This window comes from Rhodococcus sp. ZPP (genome assembly GCF_017656075.1).
GTDB classification, from domain to species: Bacteria; Actinomycetota; Actinomycetes; order Mycobacteriales; family Mycobacteriaceae; genus Rhodococcus_F; species Rhodococcus_F oxybenzonivorans.
In genome coordinates this window covers 2,976,051-2,995,283 of the sequence record NZ_CP058638.1, presented here as the reverse complement: position 1 = coordinate 2,995,283, position 19,233 = coordinate 2,976,051, and the positions used below count along the sequence as shown (strand labels likewise).

19 protein-coding genes are annotated in these 19,233 nt (G+C 67.2%); 18 read left to right on the top strand and 1 reads right to left on the bottom strand.

Annotation, left to right across the window (positions count from 1 at the left end; translation table 11 throughout):
• The first annotated feature begins 121 nt into the window (after nt 1–121).
• The 9 genes from HYG77_RS14250 (at nt 122) to HYG77_RS14210 (ending at nt 9,688) form a co-directional block, all read left to right on the top strand.
• Nucleotides 122–1,504 (top strand): MFS transporter, encoded by a 1,383-nt coding sequence (locus tag HYG77_RS14250; RefSeq protein ID WP_208962997.1) that lies wholly within the window; start codon nt 122–124, stop codon nt 1,502–1,504.
• The gene (locus tag HYG77_RS14245; RefSeq protein ID WP_208962996.1) at nt 1,501–3,009 is read left to right on the top strand and encodes an aldehyde dehydrogenase; all 1,509 of its coding nucleotides are present in this window, start codon (nt 1,501–1,503) and stop codon (nt 3,007–3,009) included. Before HYG77_RS14250 ends, HYG77_RS14245 begins: the two co-directional genes overlap by 4 nt.
• Nucleotides 3,010–3,138: 129 nt before the next feature.
• The gene (locus HYG77_RS14240) at nt 3,139–4,068 is read left to right on the top strand and encodes a VOC family protein (protein WP_208962995.1); all 930 of its coding nucleotides are present in this window, start codon (nt 3,139–3,141) and stop codon (nt 4,066–4,068) included.
• Entirely contained in the window at nt 4,065–4,847 is a 783-nt protein-coding gene (locus tag HYG77_RS14235) for an alpha/beta fold hydrolase (RefSeq protein ID WP_208962994.1), read from the top strand. Before HYG77_RS14240 ends, HYG77_RS14235 begins: the two co-directional genes overlap by 4 nt.
• Before the next feature lie 14 nt (nt 4,848–4,861).
• On the top strand, nt 4,862–5,368 hold the full coding sequence (locus tag HYG77_RS14230) for a cupin domain-containing protein (RefSeq protein WP_208962993.1): 507 nt from the start codon (nt 4,862–4,864) through the stop codon (nt 5,366–5,368).
• Between the two features lie 2 nt (nt 5,369–5,370).
• Entirely contained in the window at nt 5,371–6,120 is a 750-nt protein-coding gene (locus HYG77_RS14225) for a 3-oxoacyl-ACP reductase family protein (protein ID WP_208962992.1), read from the top strand.
• 16 nt (nt 6,121–6,136) lie between these two features.
• Nucleotides 6,137–6,919 (top strand): SDR family oxidoreductase, encoded by a 783-nt coding sequence (locus HYG77_RS14220; RefSeq protein ID WP_109325879.1) that lies wholly within the window; start codon nt 6,137–6,139, stop codon nt 6,917–6,919.
• Nucleotides 6,912–8,561, top strand: a complete 1,650-nt coding sequence (locus HYG77_RS14215) for a thiamine pyrophosphate-binding protein (protein WP_208962991.1) — start codon at nt 6,912–6,914, stop codon at nt 8,559–8,561. Before HYG77_RS14220 ends, HYG77_RS14215 begins: the two co-directional genes overlap by 8 nt.
• Nucleotides 8,558–9,688, top strand: coding sequence for an FAD-dependent monooxygenase (locus tag HYG77_RS14210; RefSeq protein WP_208962990.1), 1,131 nt, complete (start codon nt 8,558–8,560; stop codon nt 9,686–9,688). The genes HYG77_RS14215 and HYG77_RS14210 overlap by 4 nt, the downstream gene beginning before the upstream one ends.
• 10 nt (nt 9,689–9,698) lie before the next feature.
• Here the strand turns inward: HYG77_RS14210 and HYG77_RS14205 are convergent, their stop codons facing one another.
• Nucleotides 9,699–10,448 carry an IclR family transcriptional regulator gene (locus HYG77_RS14205; protein WP_208962989.1) on the bottom strand — a complete coding sequence of 250 codons (750 nt, stop codon included), beginning with the start codon at nt 10,446–10,448 and terminating at the stop codon, nt 9,699–9,701.
• Between the two features lie 238 nt (nt 10,449–10,686).
• On the opposite strand from HYG77_RS14205, the gene HYG77_RS14200 reads away from it, so the two are divergent.
• The 9 genes from HYG77_RS14200 to HYG77_RS14160 all read left to right on the top strand — a co-directional run bounded on the left by HYG77_RS14200 (nt 10,687) and on the right by HYG77_RS14160 (nt 19,201).
• Nucleotides 10,687–11,721, top strand: a complete 1,035-nt coding sequence (locus HYG77_RS14200) for an ABC transporter substrate-binding protein (protein WP_208962988.1) — start codon at nt 10,687–10,689, stop codon at nt 11,719–11,721.
• 5 nt (nt 11,722–11,726) lie between these two features.
• Nucleotides 11,727–12,578 carry an ABC transporter permease gene (locus HYG77_RS14195; protein ID WP_208962987.1) on the top strand — a complete coding sequence of 284 codons (852 nt, stop codon included), beginning with the start codon at nt 11,727–11,729 and terminating at the stop codon, nt 12,576–12,578.
• Complete coding sequence (locus tag HYG77_RS14190) at nt 12,575–13,381, top strand: ABC transporter ATP-binding protein (RefSeq protein WP_208962986.1); 807 nt, start codon at nt 12,575–12,577, stop codon at nt 13,379–13,381. The genes HYG77_RS14195 and HYG77_RS14190 overlap by 4 nt, the downstream gene beginning before the upstream one ends.
• On the top strand, nt 13,378–14,421 hold the full coding sequence (locus HYG77_RS14185) for an ABC transporter substrate-binding protein (protein ID WP_208962985.1): 1,044 nt from the start codon (nt 13,378–13,380) through the stop codon (nt 14,419–14,421). The genes HYG77_RS14190 and HYG77_RS14185 overlap by 4 nt, the downstream gene beginning before the upstream one ends.
• On the top strand, nt 14,418–15,518 hold the full coding sequence (locus HYG77_RS14180) for an LLM class flavin-dependent oxidoreductase (protein WP_208962984.1): 1,101 nt from the start codon (nt 14,418–14,420) through the stop codon (nt 15,516–15,518). Before HYG77_RS14185 ends, HYG77_RS14180 begins: the two co-directional genes overlap by 4 nt.
• Nucleotides 15,515–16,669 carry an LLM class flavin-dependent oxidoreductase gene (locus tag HYG77_RS14175; protein ID WP_208962983.1) on the top strand — a complete coding sequence of 385 codons (1,155 nt, stop codon included), beginning with the start codon at nt 15,515–15,517 and terminating at the stop codon, nt 16,667–16,669. Before HYG77_RS14180 ends, HYG77_RS14175 begins: the two co-directional genes overlap by 4 nt.
• Entirely contained in the window at nt 16,666–17,373 is a 708-nt protein-coding gene (locus HYG77_RS14170) for a class II aldolase/adducin family protein (protein WP_208962982.1), read from the top strand. Before HYG77_RS14175 ends, HYG77_RS14170 begins: the two co-directional genes overlap by 4 nt.
• Nucleotides 17,374–17,414: 41 nt before the next feature.
• The gene (locus HYG77_RS14165; RefSeq protein ID WP_208962981.1) at nt 17,415–18,356 is read left to right on the top strand and encodes an ABC transporter substrate-binding protein; all 942 of its coding nucleotides are present in this window, start codon (nt 17,415–17,417) and stop codon (nt 18,354–18,356) included.
• 110 nt (nt 18,357–18,466) lie between these two features.
• Entirely contained in the window at nt 18,467–19,201 is a 735-nt protein-coding gene (locus HYG77_RS14160) for an MBL fold metallo-hydrolase (RefSeq protein ID WP_208962980.1), read from the top strand.
• Nucleotides 19,202–19,233: the final 32 nt, after the last annotated feature.

Below are 19,233 nucleotides of genomic sequence, written 5' to 3'. Positions count from 1 at the left end.
AATGGATGTGAACAACATGTTTCTTCTAAAGTCAAGGGTTGACGGATGTCTTGTGCGTGAGATTACATCTTAGCGGTAAGCCTTTGAGGGCTTAAGTAAATGCCTCGACACAACCCTGAGGATGCTCATGACGACGGTATCGCCCGCCATGGCTGCCACAGCTGAGATGATCAGCGCCCGACTCGAACGCCTGCCCATGAGCAGGTGGCACATCAAGGCGCGCGTCATCGTCGGAGCCGTCACGTTCTTCGACGGCTTCGACCAGCTGATGATCGCCTACTCGCTTCCCGTTCTCACTCCCAAGTGGAACCTCACTCCGTCCTCGATCGCCTGGGTCATCGCGATCGGCGGTATCGGCATGCTGGTCGGCGCACTCGCCGGCGGCTGGTTCGCCGACCGCGTCGGACGCCTCAACGTCATCATCGCCTCACTCGCCCTGTATGCGGTGATGAGTCTCGGGATGGCGTTCACCGACAGCCTGATGCTGTTCCTCGTCTTCCGATTCGTGCAGGGTATCGGCCTCGGCGCCGAAGTCCCGGTGGCCGCAAGCTACATCGGGGAGATCACCAAGGCCCACAAACGAGGACGCTTCGTCCTCCTCTACGAGGTCATCTTCCCCGTCGGCCTCGTCATGTCGGCCGTCGTGTCGGCCTGGGTGGTGCCGAACTTCGGCTACAAGATCCTGTTCGCCCTCGGCGCGCTGCCCGTCCTTCTGCTGCCGTTGCTGTGGAAACTCCCGGAATCGCCGCGCTGGCTGGCCTCCCGCGGACGCTTCGAAGACGCGAACAAGGCGATGACGCAGATCGAACGTGAGATCACCGACAGGTACGGCAAGACTCTGCCTACCCCGCAACCGCTGCCCGCTGTCGCGGTCGACGTCCGCCGCGGCCGGTTCATCGAAGCTTTCCAGGGCGTCTACCTGCGCCGCACGCTGATGCTCGCCGCGATCTGGGGATGCGCCTACTTCGTCAATTACGGCATCGCCTCCTGGCTGCCGTCGCTCTACCACTCCGCGTTCGACGTCAGCGTCGACACGGCGCTGCACTACAGCATCGTCACCAGCGTCGCCGGTCTGCTCGGCTGTGTCCTCGTCGCGTTCCTCATCGACAACCTCGGACGCCGCATCTGCATCACCGCATCGATGGTCCTGTGCTCGTCGCTGCTGTTCTTGCTGGCCGCGACTGGTGCGGACACCGCAACGAAGGTGCTGTTCTGGTCAGCCGGATCCGCCCTGTTCGTCTTCGCCGTCAACATGGCGCTGTACGTCTACACCGCCGAGCTGTATCCCACCCGGATGCGGGCCATCGGCTGCGCCATCGGCGGCGCGAGCGGTCGCCTCGGCATCATCGTCGGACCGCTGGTCGTCGGCGCCATCCTCGGCGGCGGCGGCTCCCTCACCATGGTCTTCGGAATGTTCGCTGCCGTGGCCCTGATCGGTGCCCTCGTGGTCGGCTTCTTCGCCGTCGAAACCCGCGAGAAGACCCTCGAGGAGATTTCACAGTGACCGCTCTCGACTTCCGTGAAGCGACGCTGCCGTTCGCTCCGATCGCCGATCGCATCTTCGTCGGCGGAACTTGGCGGCAGGGGACCGGGCCGGCCTTCGAGGTCACCGACCCGTCCACCGGCGAGGTCCTGCAGGTCGTGCACCAGGCGACGACCACCGACGTCGACGAGGCGGTCCGTCGGGGTCGCGCCGCCGCCGAGGACCCAGCCTGGCGCAGCCTGCTGCCGCATCAGCGGGCGAAGTTCCTGCACCGCATCGCCGACGCGATCGAGGCGAACACATCCCGGCTGGCACTGTTGCAGAGCTACAACACGGGCAAGACCGTCGCGGAAACCACTGCGCTGGTCGGCAGTGCCGCGGGTACGTTCCGGTACTTCGCTGCGGTCCTCGAGACCGCCGACGAAGACCTGACCACGCCGCGCGGCAACTACCTCACGATGAGCGTCCACGAACCCATCGGCGTGATCGGTGCCATCGCGCCCTGGAACTCGCCGGTGGCCAGCGACGCCCAGAAGATCGCGCCCGCCCTCGCCGCGGGCAACGCCGTCGTCCTCAAGCCCGCCGAGTGGACACCGCTGGTGTCGCTGGAACTGGCTCGAATTCTCGACGAGACCGGCCTGCCCGCCGGACTGCTGTCGGTGCTCCCGGGGAAGGGCTCGGTGGTCGGTGACGCGATCGTCCACCACCCCGGTGTCGGGAAAGTGACGTTCACCGGCGGCACCAACACCGGCCGCGCCATTGCCCATGCCGCGGCCGAGAAGTTGATGCCCGTCTCGCTCGAGCTGGGCGGTAAGTCGCCGACCATCGTGCTGGACGACGCCGACATCGACGCGGCGGTCAACGGCGTGATGTACGGGATCTTCTCGTCGACCGGGCAGAGCTGCATCGCCGGATCCCGGTTGTTCGTCGACCGCCGGATCTACGAGGAGTTCCTCGCGAAACTGGTGGCCAAGACGCAGCAACTGCGACTCGGTCCCGGCCGCGAACCGGACACCCAGGTGGGACCGATGGTCCACCGCAAGCACCGCGACAGCGTCGCCGCATACGTCGACCTCGCTCGCGAAGAGGGCGGACGAGTGCTGTGCGGCGGGGCGATCCCCGACGACGAACGGCTCCGCGACGGCGCGTACTACCTGCCGACGATCATCGACGGGCTCCCCAACACGTCACGCACGTGTCAGGAGGAGATTTTCGGGCCGGTGCTGGTGGTCCTGCCGTTCGACGGTGAGGCCGATCTGGTGGCACAGGCTAATGATTCGGTGTTCGGGCTGGCGTCGGGAATCTGGACCGGCGACTATCGCCGGGCCTGGAAACTCGCCCGCCGACTACAGGCCGGGACGGTGTGGATCAACACCTACAAACAGTTCAGCATCTCCACGCCGTTCGGCGGCGTCAAGGAAAGCGGGCTGGGAGTCGAGAAGGGGCGCAGCGGTATCGCCGCCTACTCGCGGCAGAAGAGCATCTACTGGGGCCTCGACGAAGAACCCAACCCCTGGGCTGATTGAGCGACCCGCTCGTGGGCTGATTGAGCGACCCGCTCGTAGATAGGGCGTACAGAAAAATCTCCCACCACCTCTGTACGCCCTATTACTTTAGCGCTAAGATATTGAGACCTAAGCAACTGGAGGCACGCGATGAATCAACCCATAGCCCGGCTGCGGTGCCTGCGCTCCGTGGAGCTGCGGACGCAAGCCAGCACGGAATCCACCGAGTTCTATTCGGAGGTGTGGGGACTGCGCGTGGTCGAGCAGGGCACGGACGGTGCCTGGCTGCGGGGGACCGGTGAGCACCACCACGCGCTGCAACTCACCCAGGCCGAGCGGAACGGCCTCGGCCGCATCACCTTCGCAGTCGCCACACCCGCAGAGGTCGACGTGGCCGCCCGCAGACTCGAGTCCTGGGGTGTTCCGATCGTCAGCGGGCCGGGTCCCGTCGACGACCTCGGTGGTGGATACGGTGTGAGCCTCGTCGACCCCGAAGGTCGCGTCGTCGAGCTGCTCGCCGATGCGCTGGCGGTCCCGAAGCTCGGCCGGGAGGACGCCGTCCCGGTGGGCGTCACGCACGTCGTCCTCAACACCGTCGACATCGACGCCGCGGTGAAGTTCTACTGCGACGTCCTGGGCATGCGGGTCTCCGACTGGTCCGAGCATCAGATGGCGTTCCTGCGCTGCAACACCGACCATCACAGCATCGCGTTCAACCAGGCCGAGTGGACGTCGGTGAATCACGTCGCCTACGAGATGCCCACCGTCGACCACTTCATGCGCGGCATCGGGCGGCTTCGGCACCACGGCACCGTGCCGCTGTGGGGTCCCGGCAAGCACGGCCCCGGCGACAACACCTTTTCGTACTTCGCCGACCCGGCGGGGCTGGTGTGCGAGTACACCTCCGGCATCGCGCAGGTCGACGAGGACCGGTGGCTCTGCAAAGTGTGGCGACGGGTGCCGGAACTCTCCGACCTGTGGGGCACCGCGGGCCCGCCGTCCAAGCAGGTCCGCGACCACATGGCCGGCATCCCCGACCCCGGCGCGTTCGAGCGGTTCGATCTCGGGCGGGCGTCGTGACGCACGTCGTCGAATCCGGTTCCGGCCCCGCACTGCTGATGCTGCACGGCATCGGTGGCAGTGCAGACAGTTTCGCACCGCAGTTCGACGAACTGTCGGACCCGCTGCGATTGCTGGCCTGGGACGCTCCCGGGTACGGCCGCAGCGAGGACCCGGGCCGTCCGTTCGACCTCGACGACTACGCCGACGCAGCGGCCGACGTGATCCGCGACCGCTGCGGTGATGCTGGGGCACACGTCCTGGGTATGTCGTGGGGCGGGGTGATCGCGACCCGCATCGCCCTGCGTCATCCCGACCTCGTGCGAAGCCTCCTGCTCGGCAGTTCGACCGTAGGTTCGGGGGCCGACGGCGAGACTGCCGGCCGGATGCGAACCCGGGCTGCAACGCTTGCTCAGCAAGGCGCCGAAGCCTTTGCGGCGGAACGCGCCCCACGCCTGTTGTCCGGAACGGCCGCGGCCGAACTGACAGCGAAGGCCACGGCGATCATGGCCGCGTCGATCCGGCTCCCCGGCTACGGGTACGCCGCCGACTCCATGGCAGCCACCGATCACACCGCCGATCTCGCGAAGATCGACATCCCGACCCTGGTCCTGAGTGGGGACGAGGACACCGTGACGGGAATTCCTGCGAGCCAGGTGCTGGCCGGCGGTATTCCGGGTGCCGTCTTCGTGACCGTCAGGGGTGCAGGACATCTCGCGAACCAGGAGCGACCGGACGCGTTCAACGCCTGGGTCGAATCCTTCATTTTCATCACCGAACGCCTACGCAACCACCTCTAGAGAAGGAGCACGACATGACACCCGACTACGGCACCGCCGACCTGAAGGAATTCACCGATTCGCTGATCCTGACCCGTGGCTCCCGCCACGAGGACTGGGACACCCTCGGGTTCCAGGCCAAGGCCGGTGACCAGTTCAAGCGCGCACAGATCCGCTACGTCGGTTCCGGAGCCACCGGGAACCACGACAACGACAACCGGACCATCCCGTCGCGCGGATTCACCTTCTCCAACATGCTCCTTCCCCCCGGCGCCGAGGGCCCCGAGCACACCCACCACGACGCCGAAGAGGCCTTCTTCGTCCTCGAGGGTGAGGTCGAGGTCGGTGTTCACCGCGACGGCAAGGTGGAGAAGCGCACCCTCGGCTACCGAGACATGATCGTCGTCCCGGCCGGTGTGCCCCGCAGCCTGAAGAACAACGGCGACAAGGACGCCCTGTTCTGCGTCATCATCGGCGCGCAGAAGCCGCAGATCCCGACGTACCCCGAGACGTCGGCCATGCACGGTGTGACACGGGACTGATCGTGAATCTCGACGGGAAATCCATCGTCGTCACCGGTGCCGGGCGTGGCCTCGGTCTGGCCATCGCCCGCCGGCTCGGTGAGGACGGCGCCGATCTGTGGCTCGCCGACATTCGCGAGGACTGGGGAGAGTCGGCGGTGGAGAGCCTGCGCGCCGACGGCGTGAAGGCACAGTTCGTCCACGTCGATCTGTGCGACGCCGAATCCGTCTCCGCAATGGCGGCCACCGTGACCTCAGGTGGCCCTCTGTACGGGCTCGTCAACAACGCGGCCCTCGCGGATGGAGTAGGCGGCAAGCCGATTCACGAACTCGACATCGACGAGTGGGACAAGGTGCTGGGCGTCAACCTGCGCGGCACCTTCCTCGTGAGTAGGGCGATCATTCCCGCCATCATCGGGAACGGAGGCGGACGAGTCGTCACCATCGGCTCCGACGCCGCCCTGTACGGCTCACCCCGTCTTGCGCACTACATCGCCTCCAAGGGTGGGGTGGCCGCCCTCACCCGGGCCATGTCACGCGACCTCGGCCCGCACGGCATCACCGTCAACACCGTCTCGCCCGGTCTGACCGAAAGCGAATCGGCGCAGAAGGTTCCGGAGCACCGGCATGAGCTGTACCGCCTCAACCGGGCACTCGAGCGGCCGCAGAAACCGTCCGATCTGGTCGGTGCCGTCGCGTTCCTGATGGGGCCCGAGGCGTCGTACATCACCGGTCAGCAACTCGTCGTCAACGGCGGATTCGTCCTGCACTAGAGAAGGGGACCACGTCGTGGACCTGCAACTGAAAGACCGCACCTACCTGGTGACCGGCGGAAGCTCGGGAGTCGGGCTCGCCACCGTCGCGATGCTGCTCGAGGAGGGTGCCAACGTCGTCACCTGCGCGCGCGACCGCGACCGGCTCGATTCCGTGATCGCACCGCTGCCCGGCAGCGACCGCGTCCTCACCGCGTCCTGTGACGTGCGGGACCCGGCCGCGGTCGCCGCACTCGTCGAGGCGGGGGTCGAGCGGTTCGGTGGACTCGACGGTCTGGTCAACAACGCAGGCAAGTCCCGCATGGTCCCGCGCGGCGAGGCAACCCTCGACGACTGGCGCGACGAACTCGACCTCAAGTTCTCCAGCGTCCTCAACACCGTCGAGGCCGCCCTGCCACTGCTGCGCAAGTCCGACGCCGCGGCCATCGTCAACATCTCGGCGGTGCTCGCGCGGCAGCCCGAGCCGCGGCTGGTCACCACCAGCGCCGCCCGGGCCGGACTGCTGAACCTCAGCAAGTCGCTGTCGCTGGAACTCGCGGCCGACGGCATCCGCGTCAACTCGGTGTCGCTGGGACTAGTCGACACCGGCCAGTGGCGGCGCCGCTACGAGGAATCCGGCACCGACGCCACCTTCGCCGAATGGGAGGCGGAGATCGCCCAGGACCGCGGCATCGGACTCGGCCGGTTCGGCCGCGCCGACGAGGTGGCGGCCATGATCGTGACCCTGCTGTCTCCCCGCTCGTCCTATGTGACGGGCACCAGCCTCGACGTCTGCGGAGGCGTCGCCCGTTATGTCTGAGAGGAACACCATGTCGGTAGGAAATGGGGGCGACCTGCTCGTCCAGGTGCTGCGCGAGGCCGGTGTCGACACCGTGTTCGGCATCGTGAGTGTCCACAATCAGCCCCTGGTGCAGGCGGTCAGCAAGCACCTGCGGTTCGTGCCGGTCCGGCACGAGGCCACCGCGGTCAGCGCGGCCGACGGGTATGCCCGGGCCACAGGCGGACTCGGCTGCGCCCTGACGAGCACCGGCACCGGTGCCGGCAACGCGGCCGGCTCGCTGATCGAATCGCTCAGTGCCGGAACGTCGGTGCTGCATGTAACGGGCAACGTCGAGAGCCGGTACCTCGGCTCGGGTCGCGGGTTCATCCACGAGACCAAGGATCAGCTGGGGATGCTGACGGCGACGTCGAAGCATGCCGCCACCATCCTCGATACCGACAGTGCAGGAAAGACACTGCGGGAGGCGGTCGCCCAGGCTCTGGCAACGCCCGGCGGCCCGGCGAGCATCGAGTGGCCGATCGACCTGCAGTACGCCGAGCACGACATCGACGTGGTCGAACAGGTGTCGGAGAGCGCCCGGACCCCCGACGCCGACGAACTCGCTGCGGCACTGTCGTTGCTGGCAGCGGCCGAGCGCCCCGTCATCTGGGCCGGCGGCGGCGTCGCACGAGCCGGTGCCGAGCTGACCGAACTGGTGGAGCGGTGGGGAGTCCCGTTGCTCACCAGCAACTCCGGTCGTGGAGCCGTGCCCGAGGACCATCCGCTGTGCATCGGCAACTACGGCAACACGCCGGTGGGCCGGGAACTGCTCCAGGACGCCGACCTGCTGCTGTCGCTGGGAACCCACTTCCGGTCCAACGAGACCGGCGACTACTCCATGCCCGTTCCCGCCGTGCACGTGCAGGTGGACGTCGATGCCGCCGCGCTCGGCCGCGTGTACCCCGCACAGGCCGGGGTAACCGCCGAGATCGGAACGTTCCTTCGGGCACTCACCGATCTGGCTCCGGCCGACGCCGCCTGGACCGAACGTGCCCGCACCACCCGCGAACTCGTCCGCAGCAAGCAGCGCGCCGGACTCGGCGATCACGCCGTGCTGTGCGACGCAGTGCGTGCCGCGTTCCCGCAGGATTCCGTCATCGCCCGTGACGTCACCATTGCGTCGAGTTCCTGGGGCAACCGGCTGCTGCCGATGTTCGACCCCAAGTCCAACGTTTTCCCCCGCGGCGGTGGCATCGGGCAGGGTCTGGGCATGGCCATCGGTTCCGCATTGGCCGACGAAACCCGGCCCACCCTGGCGCTCGTCGGCGACGGCGGCCTGGCCGTCCACTTCGGCGAGATCCTCACCATGGCGCAGGAGAAGCCGTGGCTGGTGCTGCTCGTGTTCAACGACGGCGGCTACGGCGTACTCCGCAACATGCAGAAGGGCGGGGGTGACGACACCTACGCGGTCGACCTCGTCACGCCCGACTTCCCGCTGCTCGCCCAGTCGATCGGGGTGCCGTACCTGCGGATCGGCGGTGCCGAAGAGGCCCATGCCGTGCTCGCGGACGCGGTCTCGCGGCAGGCGCCGGTGATCGTCGAGGTGGATCTCGCCGCGTACGGCGACATGCCCGCGCCATTCACGCCTCCCGTCACAGTGCCCGGAAAGGATGCGAAATGACCACGGTCGCAGTGTGCGGTGGCGGAATCGGGGGACTGGCCACGGCCATCGCTCTCCGCGAGCTCGGTCTCGATGTCACCGTGTACGAGCAGACGAAGCAGTTCGCACGCGTCGGCGCCGACATGAACCTCACCCCGAACGCGGTCCGCGCACTCGACGGACTGGGCGTCGGTGCAGAAATCCGCGAGTCCGCGGCCCGGCCCCAGTTCCGGCTCAGCCGAACCTGGGACACCGGAGTCGAAACCTCGCGGCTACCGATGGGTGATACAGCGGAACAGCAGTACGGTGCACCGCAGTTGACGATGCACCGCGGCGACCTCATGACTGCCCTCGAGAATCGGCTGCCCCCGGGCGTCGTGGAAATGGGCCGGCGGGTCAGCGGCGTCGGCGACGGACGCATCGAATTCACTGACGGCAGTAAGGCTTCCGCAGATGTGATCGTGGGTGCCGACGGTATCCACTCCGCGGTCCGGACCGCTCTTCTCGGACAGGAGCGACCGACGTTCACCGGAGTCGTGGCTTTCCGTGCCGTCGTCCCCACCGAACGCGTCGGTGAACTCCCGAACCTCGACTGCTTCACCAAGTGGTGGGGGCCGGATTCGTCGACGCAGATCGTCACCTTCCCCCTCAACCAAGGCAAGGACATCTTCGTCTTCGCCACCTGCGGTCAGGAGGAGTGGACCGAGGAATCCTGGACCACCCCGGGTTCGGTCACGGAGCTGCAGGACCTCTACCGCGGCTTCCACCCCGACGCACGAGCCCTGCTCGACGCCTGCGACGTCGTCCTGAAATCGGCTCTCTACGTGCGTGACCCGCTGGAGTCGTGGACGGACGGAACCTCGGTGCTCCTCGGCGACGCGGCACATCCGATGATGCCATTCATGGCACAGGGCGCCGGCATGGCCATCGAAGACGCCGTGGTACTGGCCCGCTGCCTCGGCATGTTCGACGAACCCGCGGTCGCGCTGCAGACCTACCAGCACACCCGCCTGCAGCGCACCTCACGCATCCAGCGCGGCTCCCGGTCCAACGAATGGCTGAAGGTCGCAGGCAACGGCGACTGGGTCTACGAATACGACGCCTGGAGGGTGCCGCTCGAGTCGGCCGCCGTGCGGGCAGGAGCGTGACCGCATTCGCTCACAAGAGGACGGCGGCGATCTCCCCGGCCGTGACGCGGGCGAGTTCCACGAAGAACGGTATGCGCTGGTCGATCATGAGTTCGGTGGGTCCGCGTAGTCCGAGAGCGAACCGGACGACTCCGTCGGAGTCGCGAATCGGCAACCCTATGGTGCGGAAGTCGGGGGTCAGCTCCTCGTCGTTGAAACCGTATCCACGCTCACGGGTGCGGTGCAGTTCCTCTCGAATTCCGGCGACGTCCGTAATAGCGCGGGACGTGGTGGCCGTCCGCGGTAGCGAGGCGAGTTCGGCGTCGTCGGTGTCCGACCACGCGAGGAACACCTTGCCCAAGGCGCTGGCGTGCAGGGGAAGCCGAACACCCTGCAGCACATGCCCGTCACTTTCCCGCCACCGGCTGAAGCCCAAGAGCACGACGTCGTGACCGTGCCGCATGGCCAGTGAGGCGGACGCCCCCGTGGTGGCCGCCAACTGCTCGAGATAGGGCTCGGACAGATAAATGCGGTGCTGCCGGTAAGAGATCTGACCGTACGCGGCCAGGGCACTTCCCAGGCGGTACCGGCCCGACGTCGCATCCTTGTCGAGGAAGCCGGCATCGACCAGGGACTGGAGCAGGCGATGGGTGGTGCTCACTGCGAGGTCCTGGCGTTTGGCGATCTCCGAGACGCCCAGCTCCTCACCCCCACCGAAACAGGAGAGCATCGTCAGGGCCCGCGACACCGTCCGAACTCCCACAGCACGTGAGTCGGTCACCAAAGGTCCTTTCGTCGGCCGGAACGGCGTCCCGGGCAGAAGGCACCATACTTTCCGCCTGCCGGAAAACGGCGGGCCTCGCGTGTGCCGAATGTCCAGCGCACGCCGGTGAACTGGGTTTCCGGAACTTGTCAAGGTTTCCGATCTGTAGAAAACAAACAGGAGGAAATCGGGGGCGGGGGACATAGCGTCAACGGTCGTCACACCTGACGATTCATCCGTTGAAGGAGTTCCCCACATGTCCCGCTTACGTCGACTGCCACGAGCCGCCGCCGCGCTCGCCATGATCCCGCTGGCCGGGTTGGCGGTGGCGTGTGGTTCTTCCGAGGAGCCCGGAGGAGCCAGTGCCGGTGCGGACGTCACTCTGAAGGTCTTCGATCCGGGCAACTCGGGCGCCATCGCTGTCGGAAAGCGCGACGGAACCTACGACGATGCCCTTGCATCACTCGGTGCGAAGATCGAATGGGTCAAGACCACACCCGGATTCAGTTCCAACCTCAAACTTTTCAACACCGGTGAACTCGACATCCAGACCGGCGCGTACAGCCCGGTGGTGGGGGCGCTGTCCAAGGATGTGGGGGTGCGGATCTTCGCGACCTCCGACCCGTACAACAAGGATCAGGCAGGCATCATCGCCCGGCCCGAATCCGGGATCAGGACGGTCGCGGATCTCGCCGGGAAGCGGATCGCGGTGAACCCCGCCGGTAAGGGCGAGTACATCACCCTGAAGGCGCTGACCCAGGCGGGTGTTCCCATCGACTCCGTCGAGCGGGTGCCGTTGCAGCAGGCCGACGCCGCGTCGGCGTTCTCCACCGGGCAGGTCGACGCCTGGGCGTCGTTCCTGATCCCGTACCAGGAGGCGAAGGCGAAGGGGGCGGTCGAAATCGTCACCGAAGCGGGCATCGGCTCGGTGGACAGCACCATCATCGCCGGCCGTACCGAGGTGCTCGAGGAACATCCCGAGGTGGTCGCGAAGTTCCTCGAAGTGACGCAGCAGCTCACGGAGAAGCAGCGCCAGGATCCTGCGTCGTTCGAGAACGTCTTCGAGAAGACCGGGCCGCGGGCGCTCTCGGGTCAGCGACTCGAAGACGCGATCGAGCTGGGCGGCCGCATCACCAACTTCCGGTACCCGACGGCCGCCGATGCCGCCGACCTGGAGTCGATTGCGGCGTTGTTCGCCGAGAACGGAGTCATCCAGCGGCCGCTGAAGGGCAGTGACGTCATCTTCGATCTCCCTGCCGGACTCGACAGCGCGTCGGCCCAGGGTAAGTGAGTTCGGTGGTGACCCTGACGGAACCCGTGCGCGACACGGCACCGGGAACCCTGACACTGGAGACACCCCGCTATCGCCGCACCCGGGAACGGCCCCGCTGGATCTCGATTCCCCTCCGATTCCTCGTCCCCGCGCTGCTCGTGGCCGGGTGGTGGATCGGGTCTTCCACGGGCATCCTCAGCCCCGAGATTCTCGCCGGACCGCCTGCGGTGTGGCTGGCCTTCGCGGAGCTGTACGAGTCGGGCCAGCTACTCGACTTCGGTATCGCGTCGCTGCAACGCGCTGCGTTGGGTGTGGGCTGCGGCGTCGTCATCGGGCTCGTGCTCGGAGTGCTGTCCGGACTCTCCGCACTCGGTGAGGAGCTCATCGACTCCACGATGCAGATCAACCGGGCGGTGCCGTTCCTTGCGCTCGTTCCGCTGTTCATCGCGTGGTTCGGCATCGATGAGACGTTCAAGGTCGTCCTCATCACCGTGGCAACCCTTGCCCCGATGTACGCGTACACCTACCTCGGAGTGCGCGGCGTCGACCGCAAGATGGTCGAGGCCGCCCGCGGGTTCGGGCTCACCGGCTGGCGGCTGGTGTTCGGCGCAATCCTGCCGACCGCACTGCCAGGAGTGCTGATGGGGTTGCGTATCTGCCTGTCGCTCAGCATCACCGGGCTCATCGCCGCCGAACAGGTGGGCACCCGCGAAGGGATCGGGTACCTCGTCACCCTCGCGCAGGAATACAACCGCACCGACTACATGGTTCTGTGCATCGTGTTGTATGCGGTTCTCGGGTTGATCTTCGACGCCGTCGTCCGGGTGATCGAGAAGTTCGCGATGCCGTGGCGGCAACTGTCGGTGACCCGATGAACACCACCGAGGCGCCGTTGCCGCCGCTCGCCCCACGCGAACGCACCGCCACCACCGCAGCGGAACGACGAGCCGGGTCCCCACTTGCCGTGTCGCTGAGGGGAGTGCGGAAGTCGTTCGGCGACAAGCACGTACTCGCCGGAATCGACCTCGAGATCACCCGCGGAGAGTTCGTGGTCCTGCTCGGCCCGAGCGGTACCGGCAAGACGACACTCCTGCGACTGCTCTCGGGACTCGAGCCGCCGGACAGCGGCGACGTTCTGGTGCCGCGGCAACGCACGGTGGTGTACCAGGAACCGCGTCTGATCCCGTCCAAGCGTGTCCTGGCGAATGTGTCGGTCGGGCAACGTCGGTCACGCGTCACCCGCGAAAACGCCCAGCGTGCGCTGGCCGAAGTCAATCTCGGCGACAAACAGCGAGCCTGGCCCGCCACCCTGTCCGGCGGCGAAGCGCAACGGGTCGCACTCGCCCGTGCCCTGGTCCGCGAACCGGAACTGCTGCTACTCGACGAGCCCTTCGCCGCGCTCGACGCGCTGACCCGGTTACAGATGCAGGACCTCGTCGGCGACCTGGTGGCCCGTCACCGCCCGGCCGTTCTGCTCGTCACGCACGACGTCGACGAAGCGGTGCGCTTGGCCGACCGGGTACTGATCCTCGACAACGGCGGCTTCGCGGTGGACGTCGACATCGACCTTCCGCGTCCACGGGACAGAAACGATCCCGACTCGCTCCGCTACCGCGCGACCTTCCTCGCCCAACTGGGAGTGGGACGCCATTCCCCACCAGATAAGGACAACTCATGACTGTGACGACCGGACCTGCGCTCGACACCCTCTGGTACACCCGCTGCCCGGTACCCACGGCAAGCGGCCTCGCGAACAATCTCGGCTGGCTCGGCCGGACGGCGGACGCCGCCGGAGTCGGATTCGGTGTCCTGCAGGACGCTGGTCCCGAACTGGCCGTGCGACATTTCGATCACCGACTGCCGGGCCTCATCAGGGAAGGCGGCAACGTGCCGGCCCTCGCCGCACGCGCCGAAGGTTCACCGACCCGGCTGATCGGACTCACCTGGATCGACGAGGCGCAGGCGATTCTCGTGCGCCCGGAGTCCGGTATCCGCGCGGCCGCCGAGCTGGCCGGGCTGCGGGTCGGCATCCCCGCCTGGGCCGCCGACCGGGCGCGGAGCTTCCCGCGTGCGATGGCACTGCACGGCGTCGCCTCCGCGCTGCGCCTCGGCGGGCTCTCCTTCGCGGACGTAAAGCTGGTAGAGGTTGCGACGACGGCGGCTCCGCAGGTGCGCACCGCCAATCCCGACCGCAACACCACCTGGGGCATCGAGTCGCTGCTGGCGGGTGATGTCGATGCCGTGTACGTCAAGGGCGCCCGCGCCCAGGACGTGGCTCGGCAGCACGGGCTGGTCGTCGCGGTCGACCTCGATTCCACTGCCACGCTGCGGGATCGGGTGAACAATGGCACCCCACGCCCGGTCACCGTGCACGCCGACCTCCTCGAACACCGCCCCGACATCGTGATCGGCTTCCTCGCCGAGAGCCTGCGTGCCGCGGACTGGGCGGCGGCGAACGTGGAACAGGTACGTGCCGTCTTCCAGACCGAGACACAGTCCGGACCGGAAGGCGTCGTCGCGGCGTACGGCGAGAACTTCCACGAAGGGCTCCACCTGAACCTGTCCGAGGAGCGGGTCGACCTTCTCGGCGTCCAGAAACAGTTCCTGTACGCCCACGGCTTCCTCGCCAGGGATTTCGACCTCGAATCCTGGGTGGCGCGCGAACCCCTCGAGCAGGCCAAGGCGCAGCTCGCCGCGGAGAAGGAGCCCACGACGTGACGGACTTCTACTGGGAGTTACCGTCCCGCGGTGACGGGCGCCGGGTCGCATCCGGGCTGAACACTCGTGGCGGGTTCGGGGCCGATCGTCCGGTGACGGTCGCCACCGATCCTCGTCCGGGCAAGCTCGGCCCCTTCGATGAACTCGCCCAGGTGATCCACGCCGCGGAATTGTCGGGAGTCGACGGAGTGATCGCTCCCTACGACCCGTCGGGTGAAGAATCCTGGGTGGTGGCCGCGGCGGCACTGCGGCAGACCCGGCACGCGCGGGTCGCGGTCGAATTCCATCCCGCCTTCGGCACTCCGGTGTACGCGGCGAAGATGTCCGCGACCCTGCAGAGGCTTTCCGGTGGACGGCTCGAGTGGCGACTGAAGGTCGGGACCGACCCGGCCGACGCCCGCGCTCGCGGCGACCGGGTGACGGGTCGGAACCGGTACGCGCGTGCGGACGAGTTCCTGACCGTGGCTCGCGGTGTGTGGAATGACAGCGAGATCCTTCCGGGCGGATTCGGCGGCACCGGATACGACTTCGCCGGAAACCACTACGACGTGATCGACGGCGGATTCCGCGGCATCCTCTCCGGGCTTCCCTTCCCCGTCGTGCACCTCACCGGGAATTCGGACGAGGCCGTGACGTTGTCTGCCAAGCACGGTGACGTCCACCAATTCGTGCTGACCGACACCGGGCACGAGACGTCCGCGCGCACCCTGGCCGACCGTGCACTCGAGCACGGCAGATCGGTGCGAAAGCTGTTGCGGCTGCCGATCATCGCGCGTGAGACGACGGACGAGGCGTGGGCGCGCGTCGAACGGCTGTGGAGGGAGGCGCACCCGGACGGTGTGAGCGGCGACAGCCGCGCTCTCGCACGCGAGAACTCCCAGTGGTCGGGGTTCGACCGCCTCGGCTACGACCAGCCCATCGGACTGATCGGCAGCTATGAGGACGTGGCCCGCGAGTTGTCGTCGTTCCGGCATATCGACGGCTTCGTCCTCACCGGCCGACCACACATCGAGGAACTTCACCGTGCGGGCGAACACCTGCTCCATCTCGTCGACCCCGCCGGACGCACCCTCGCCGGTCAGGAGGCACACGCATGAGTATCGACTTCTACTGGCGCATAGGCATGGAGGGCGACCACGCGTCACTGCGCACGCCGCGGCGCTACAACCGTGGCGACGCGGGCGGATACGGTCCCGGCAACATCGCGCCGGCGATCCGGAACGGTGAACTCGACGGCTACGGATACATCGACCACATGGCGGCCGTCGCGAAGGCGTCCGAGTCTGCCGGCTTCCTCGGCGGGCTGCTGCCGTCCTTCCCCATGACGGACGATCCGTGGGCCACCGCGGCCGCGCTGGCGGCCGAGACCACCACGTACCGATTCATGGTCGCCTTCCAGCCCGGGTTCCTCCACCCCCTGCAAGCGGCGAGGATGTCGGCGAGCCTGCAGCGGGCCACCGGTGGGCGACTGGTCTACAACATCATCAGCGGCGGTGGCGGCGCCCCGCAATTGTGGTGGGGTGACAAGGTCGATCACGACGACCGCTACACCCGGACGTCGGAGTTCCTCGACGTGCTCCGGGGCGTGTGGGACGGACGTCCGTGCGATTTCGACGGCCGCTTCTTCCGCACGGAAGGCGCCGCCCTGCCACCCGGCCTCGCCGGCCAACCGTTTCCCGAGGTGTACTTCTCCGGTTCCTCCGGCGCCGCGGTGGCTGCCGCGGGACGGCACGCGGACTACTACCTCTCCTGGCTCGAGCCGTACGCCGACCTGCGATCCAAGTTCGACGGTGTGCGTGAGCATTCCGCGAAGCTCGGCCGCACACCGAAGTTCGCGGTGCGCATCGACGTCGTCGCTCGTCACACCGAGGAGGCCGCCTGGGCCGAGATCGAGAAGGGCTGGGCGTTTGTCGACAAGGGTGCCGCCGACCGTGCGGCGCAGGGTGATTCCGTCGGTGCGGCCCGTATCAAGGGGTGGGTGCCCGAACACATCACCGGGTACCGCGATCTCGAAGTTCAGCCGAACGTGTGGTGTGGGTTCAGCCTCATCCGTGGCGGCCCGGCCTTCGGTCTGGTCGGCAGCTACGAACAGGTCGCCGAACGTCTCGACGAACTGCGTGAGCTCGGCGTGGACGCCTTCATCCTGGCCGGCAACCCTCACCTCGAGGAGGCATACCGCGTCGGTGAAGAAGTTCTTCCCCTCCTGCAACGCCAACCACTTCCCATTTTCGGACAGGACACACCATGACTACAACCGAGAATCGCGTGAACTCCGAGGTCACCACCTTCGTGGAGGCAGCGCGGCGCGACGCAGACAAGGCTTTCGCCGTATTTCGGAGCACCGGTACCGTGTCGGCCAACGGCACCGTCAATTTCGTCGAACGGGTCCCGGGCACAGAGATCGCCGTCGCGCTGAACGATCCCGGCCCGTGGGCTGATGATCCCCACGTGTCACCGGTCGTGGCGACCTTCGACGGTGACGTGCTGTCGGGTAACGGTTCTGCCGGATTCGTCACCGGCTACGCCGCCGTCTTCCGGCAGCATCCCGAGATCACCAGCGTCGTCCACATCCACACACCGTGGCTCGGCGGCTGGGCACAAACCCACCGCACCTTGCCGATCCGGTACGCCGCGTCACAGCGACTGACGCTCTCGCGTGAGATTCCGCCGCACATCGATCGTTCGCAGTCGGCGGGCGACTTCATCCTCGAGCGCCTGCAGGACGACCCGGACCTCGTGGCCATCTTCGAGGCCAACGGCGGTGTCAACGTGATCGGCCGCAACGGCCTGCTCGAGCTCGCAAAATTCGTCGTTCTCCTCGAAGAGGGCGCACAATTCCAGGCCATCGCCGAATCTCTCGGCGGTTCGGTCGAATTCGACCCCTCGAACCTCGCCGTGCAGTGGGGACGCTCGGGGCTCGCCGACGAGGCCCGCCGGCGCGGCCTCCTCTGATGTCCTCACCTTCCCCAAATCGAACAGAACAGGTAACGGCCATGACAGTCCGTGTCGGATACTTCCCGCACAATAACTCGCTTTTCGTGCTGCGGCACACCGGAATCCTCGAGCGTCGGCTACCCGACGTCGAATGGGTGGATCTGCGCAACCTTCCGTCGAAGCCGCCCGTCGATCCCACCAACGCCCTTCCGACCCTGCATTCCGACTGGCTGTTCGAGGACGGCGGCTACGACGTCATCGGCACCGGATTCACCCCGCCGATCACCGGCCTGGCGCACGACCGCGACCTCGTCTACATCGGCATCTCCGGGCCCCGCGTCGAAAATGGCCGCCTTGTCGTGAAGGCGGAGTCCGGCATCGACGCCGTCGAGGATCTTCGTGGGAAGCGCGTCGGCATCGCACACGGCTCATGGCAGACGACGCTGCTCCTGTTCGCGCTCGACCGGGCCGGGCTCGCCTGGTCCGACATCGTGCCCGTCGACACCGACGTGCGCGGAGGCGGAGGCGAACTCGTCAGCGGAACCATCGATGCGTGGGTCGGCGCATACCCGGGGCTGGCGGAGAACGAAACCGAGCACGCACTGCGCACGCTCGTCGAAACGGACGGACTCTTCAGCCACCCCTCGCTGTGGTTCACCCGCCGCGACTTCGCGGAAAAGAACGCCGAACAGCTGCGGGCCGTCGTCGAGGCGCTGCAGGAGTCGGACGCCTGGATCGAGGCACACCCGCGCGAAGCGGCGCAGTTCTTCGTCGACGACCTCGAGCGGCGCGGCGGCACCGCCAGTCTCGATGCCTGGGAAGCGGCGCTGCGCGGCCGGCCCTTCGGTATCCACCCGGTGACCGACGAATTCCTGGACGAACAGCAACACGCCGCCGACCTCCTGCTGGCCAACGGACTCCTCCCGCGGTCGATCCGGGTCCGCGACGCCGTGGTACCGGAGATCGGCGAGTTGGTCACCGCCGATCGCGCCGCCGTGTAGGCGGGGCTCCCGCGGCCAAGGGTCCGCGACTCGTGCGGTTCCCTTGTCTCCGCGGACGGGGAGGGGGAGGGTGGTGTTCCAGGACACCGTCACCCTTGCGGAGGCCGGACATGGACACCACGATCACCGAGATCGCACCCGACATCTACCGCATGTCGACGTACATCGACGACGCGAACCTGATCATGAACCAGTTCCTCGTCGACGGTGAGGAACCGCTGCTCTTCCACACCGGACAGCGGTTCCTCTTCCCCTCGGCATCCGAGGCGGTCGCTCGGCTGATCCCACTCGACCGATTGCGATGGATCACGTTCGGCCACGTCGAGGCCGACGAGTGCGGCGCGATGAACTCGTGGCTCGGGGTTGCGCCGCACGCCGAGGTCGCACATGGGGCGATGGGCTGCTTCGTGCAGGTGAACGACCTGGCCGACCGTATGCCTCGGCCCCTCGACGACGGCGACGTCCTCGAGACGGGGACGCGGCGGGTGCGCCACATCGACACCCCGCATGTCCCGCACGGTTGGGATGCGGGACTCATGTTCGAGGAGACGACGTCGACCCTGTTCTGTGGAGATTTGTTCACCGCGTTCGGTCATCATCCCGCCCTGACCGAAGAGGAGTTGCTCGGTCCGGCGCTGGACGGTGAGGACAACGGGAGGGCGACGTGCCTGACACCGGCGCTCGAACCGACCATCCGCGCATTGGCGGACCTCGAACCCTTAACCCTGGCACCTATGCATGCACCGGCCTTCACCGGCGACTGCGTCCAGGCGCTGCACGACCTCGCTTCCGCCTACGAGCAACGGTTCGAAGCCGAACGCGAACGGTACGCCGGCCGGCACTGACCCCCGCGTCCTAGGGGCGCGGGCAGCGGATG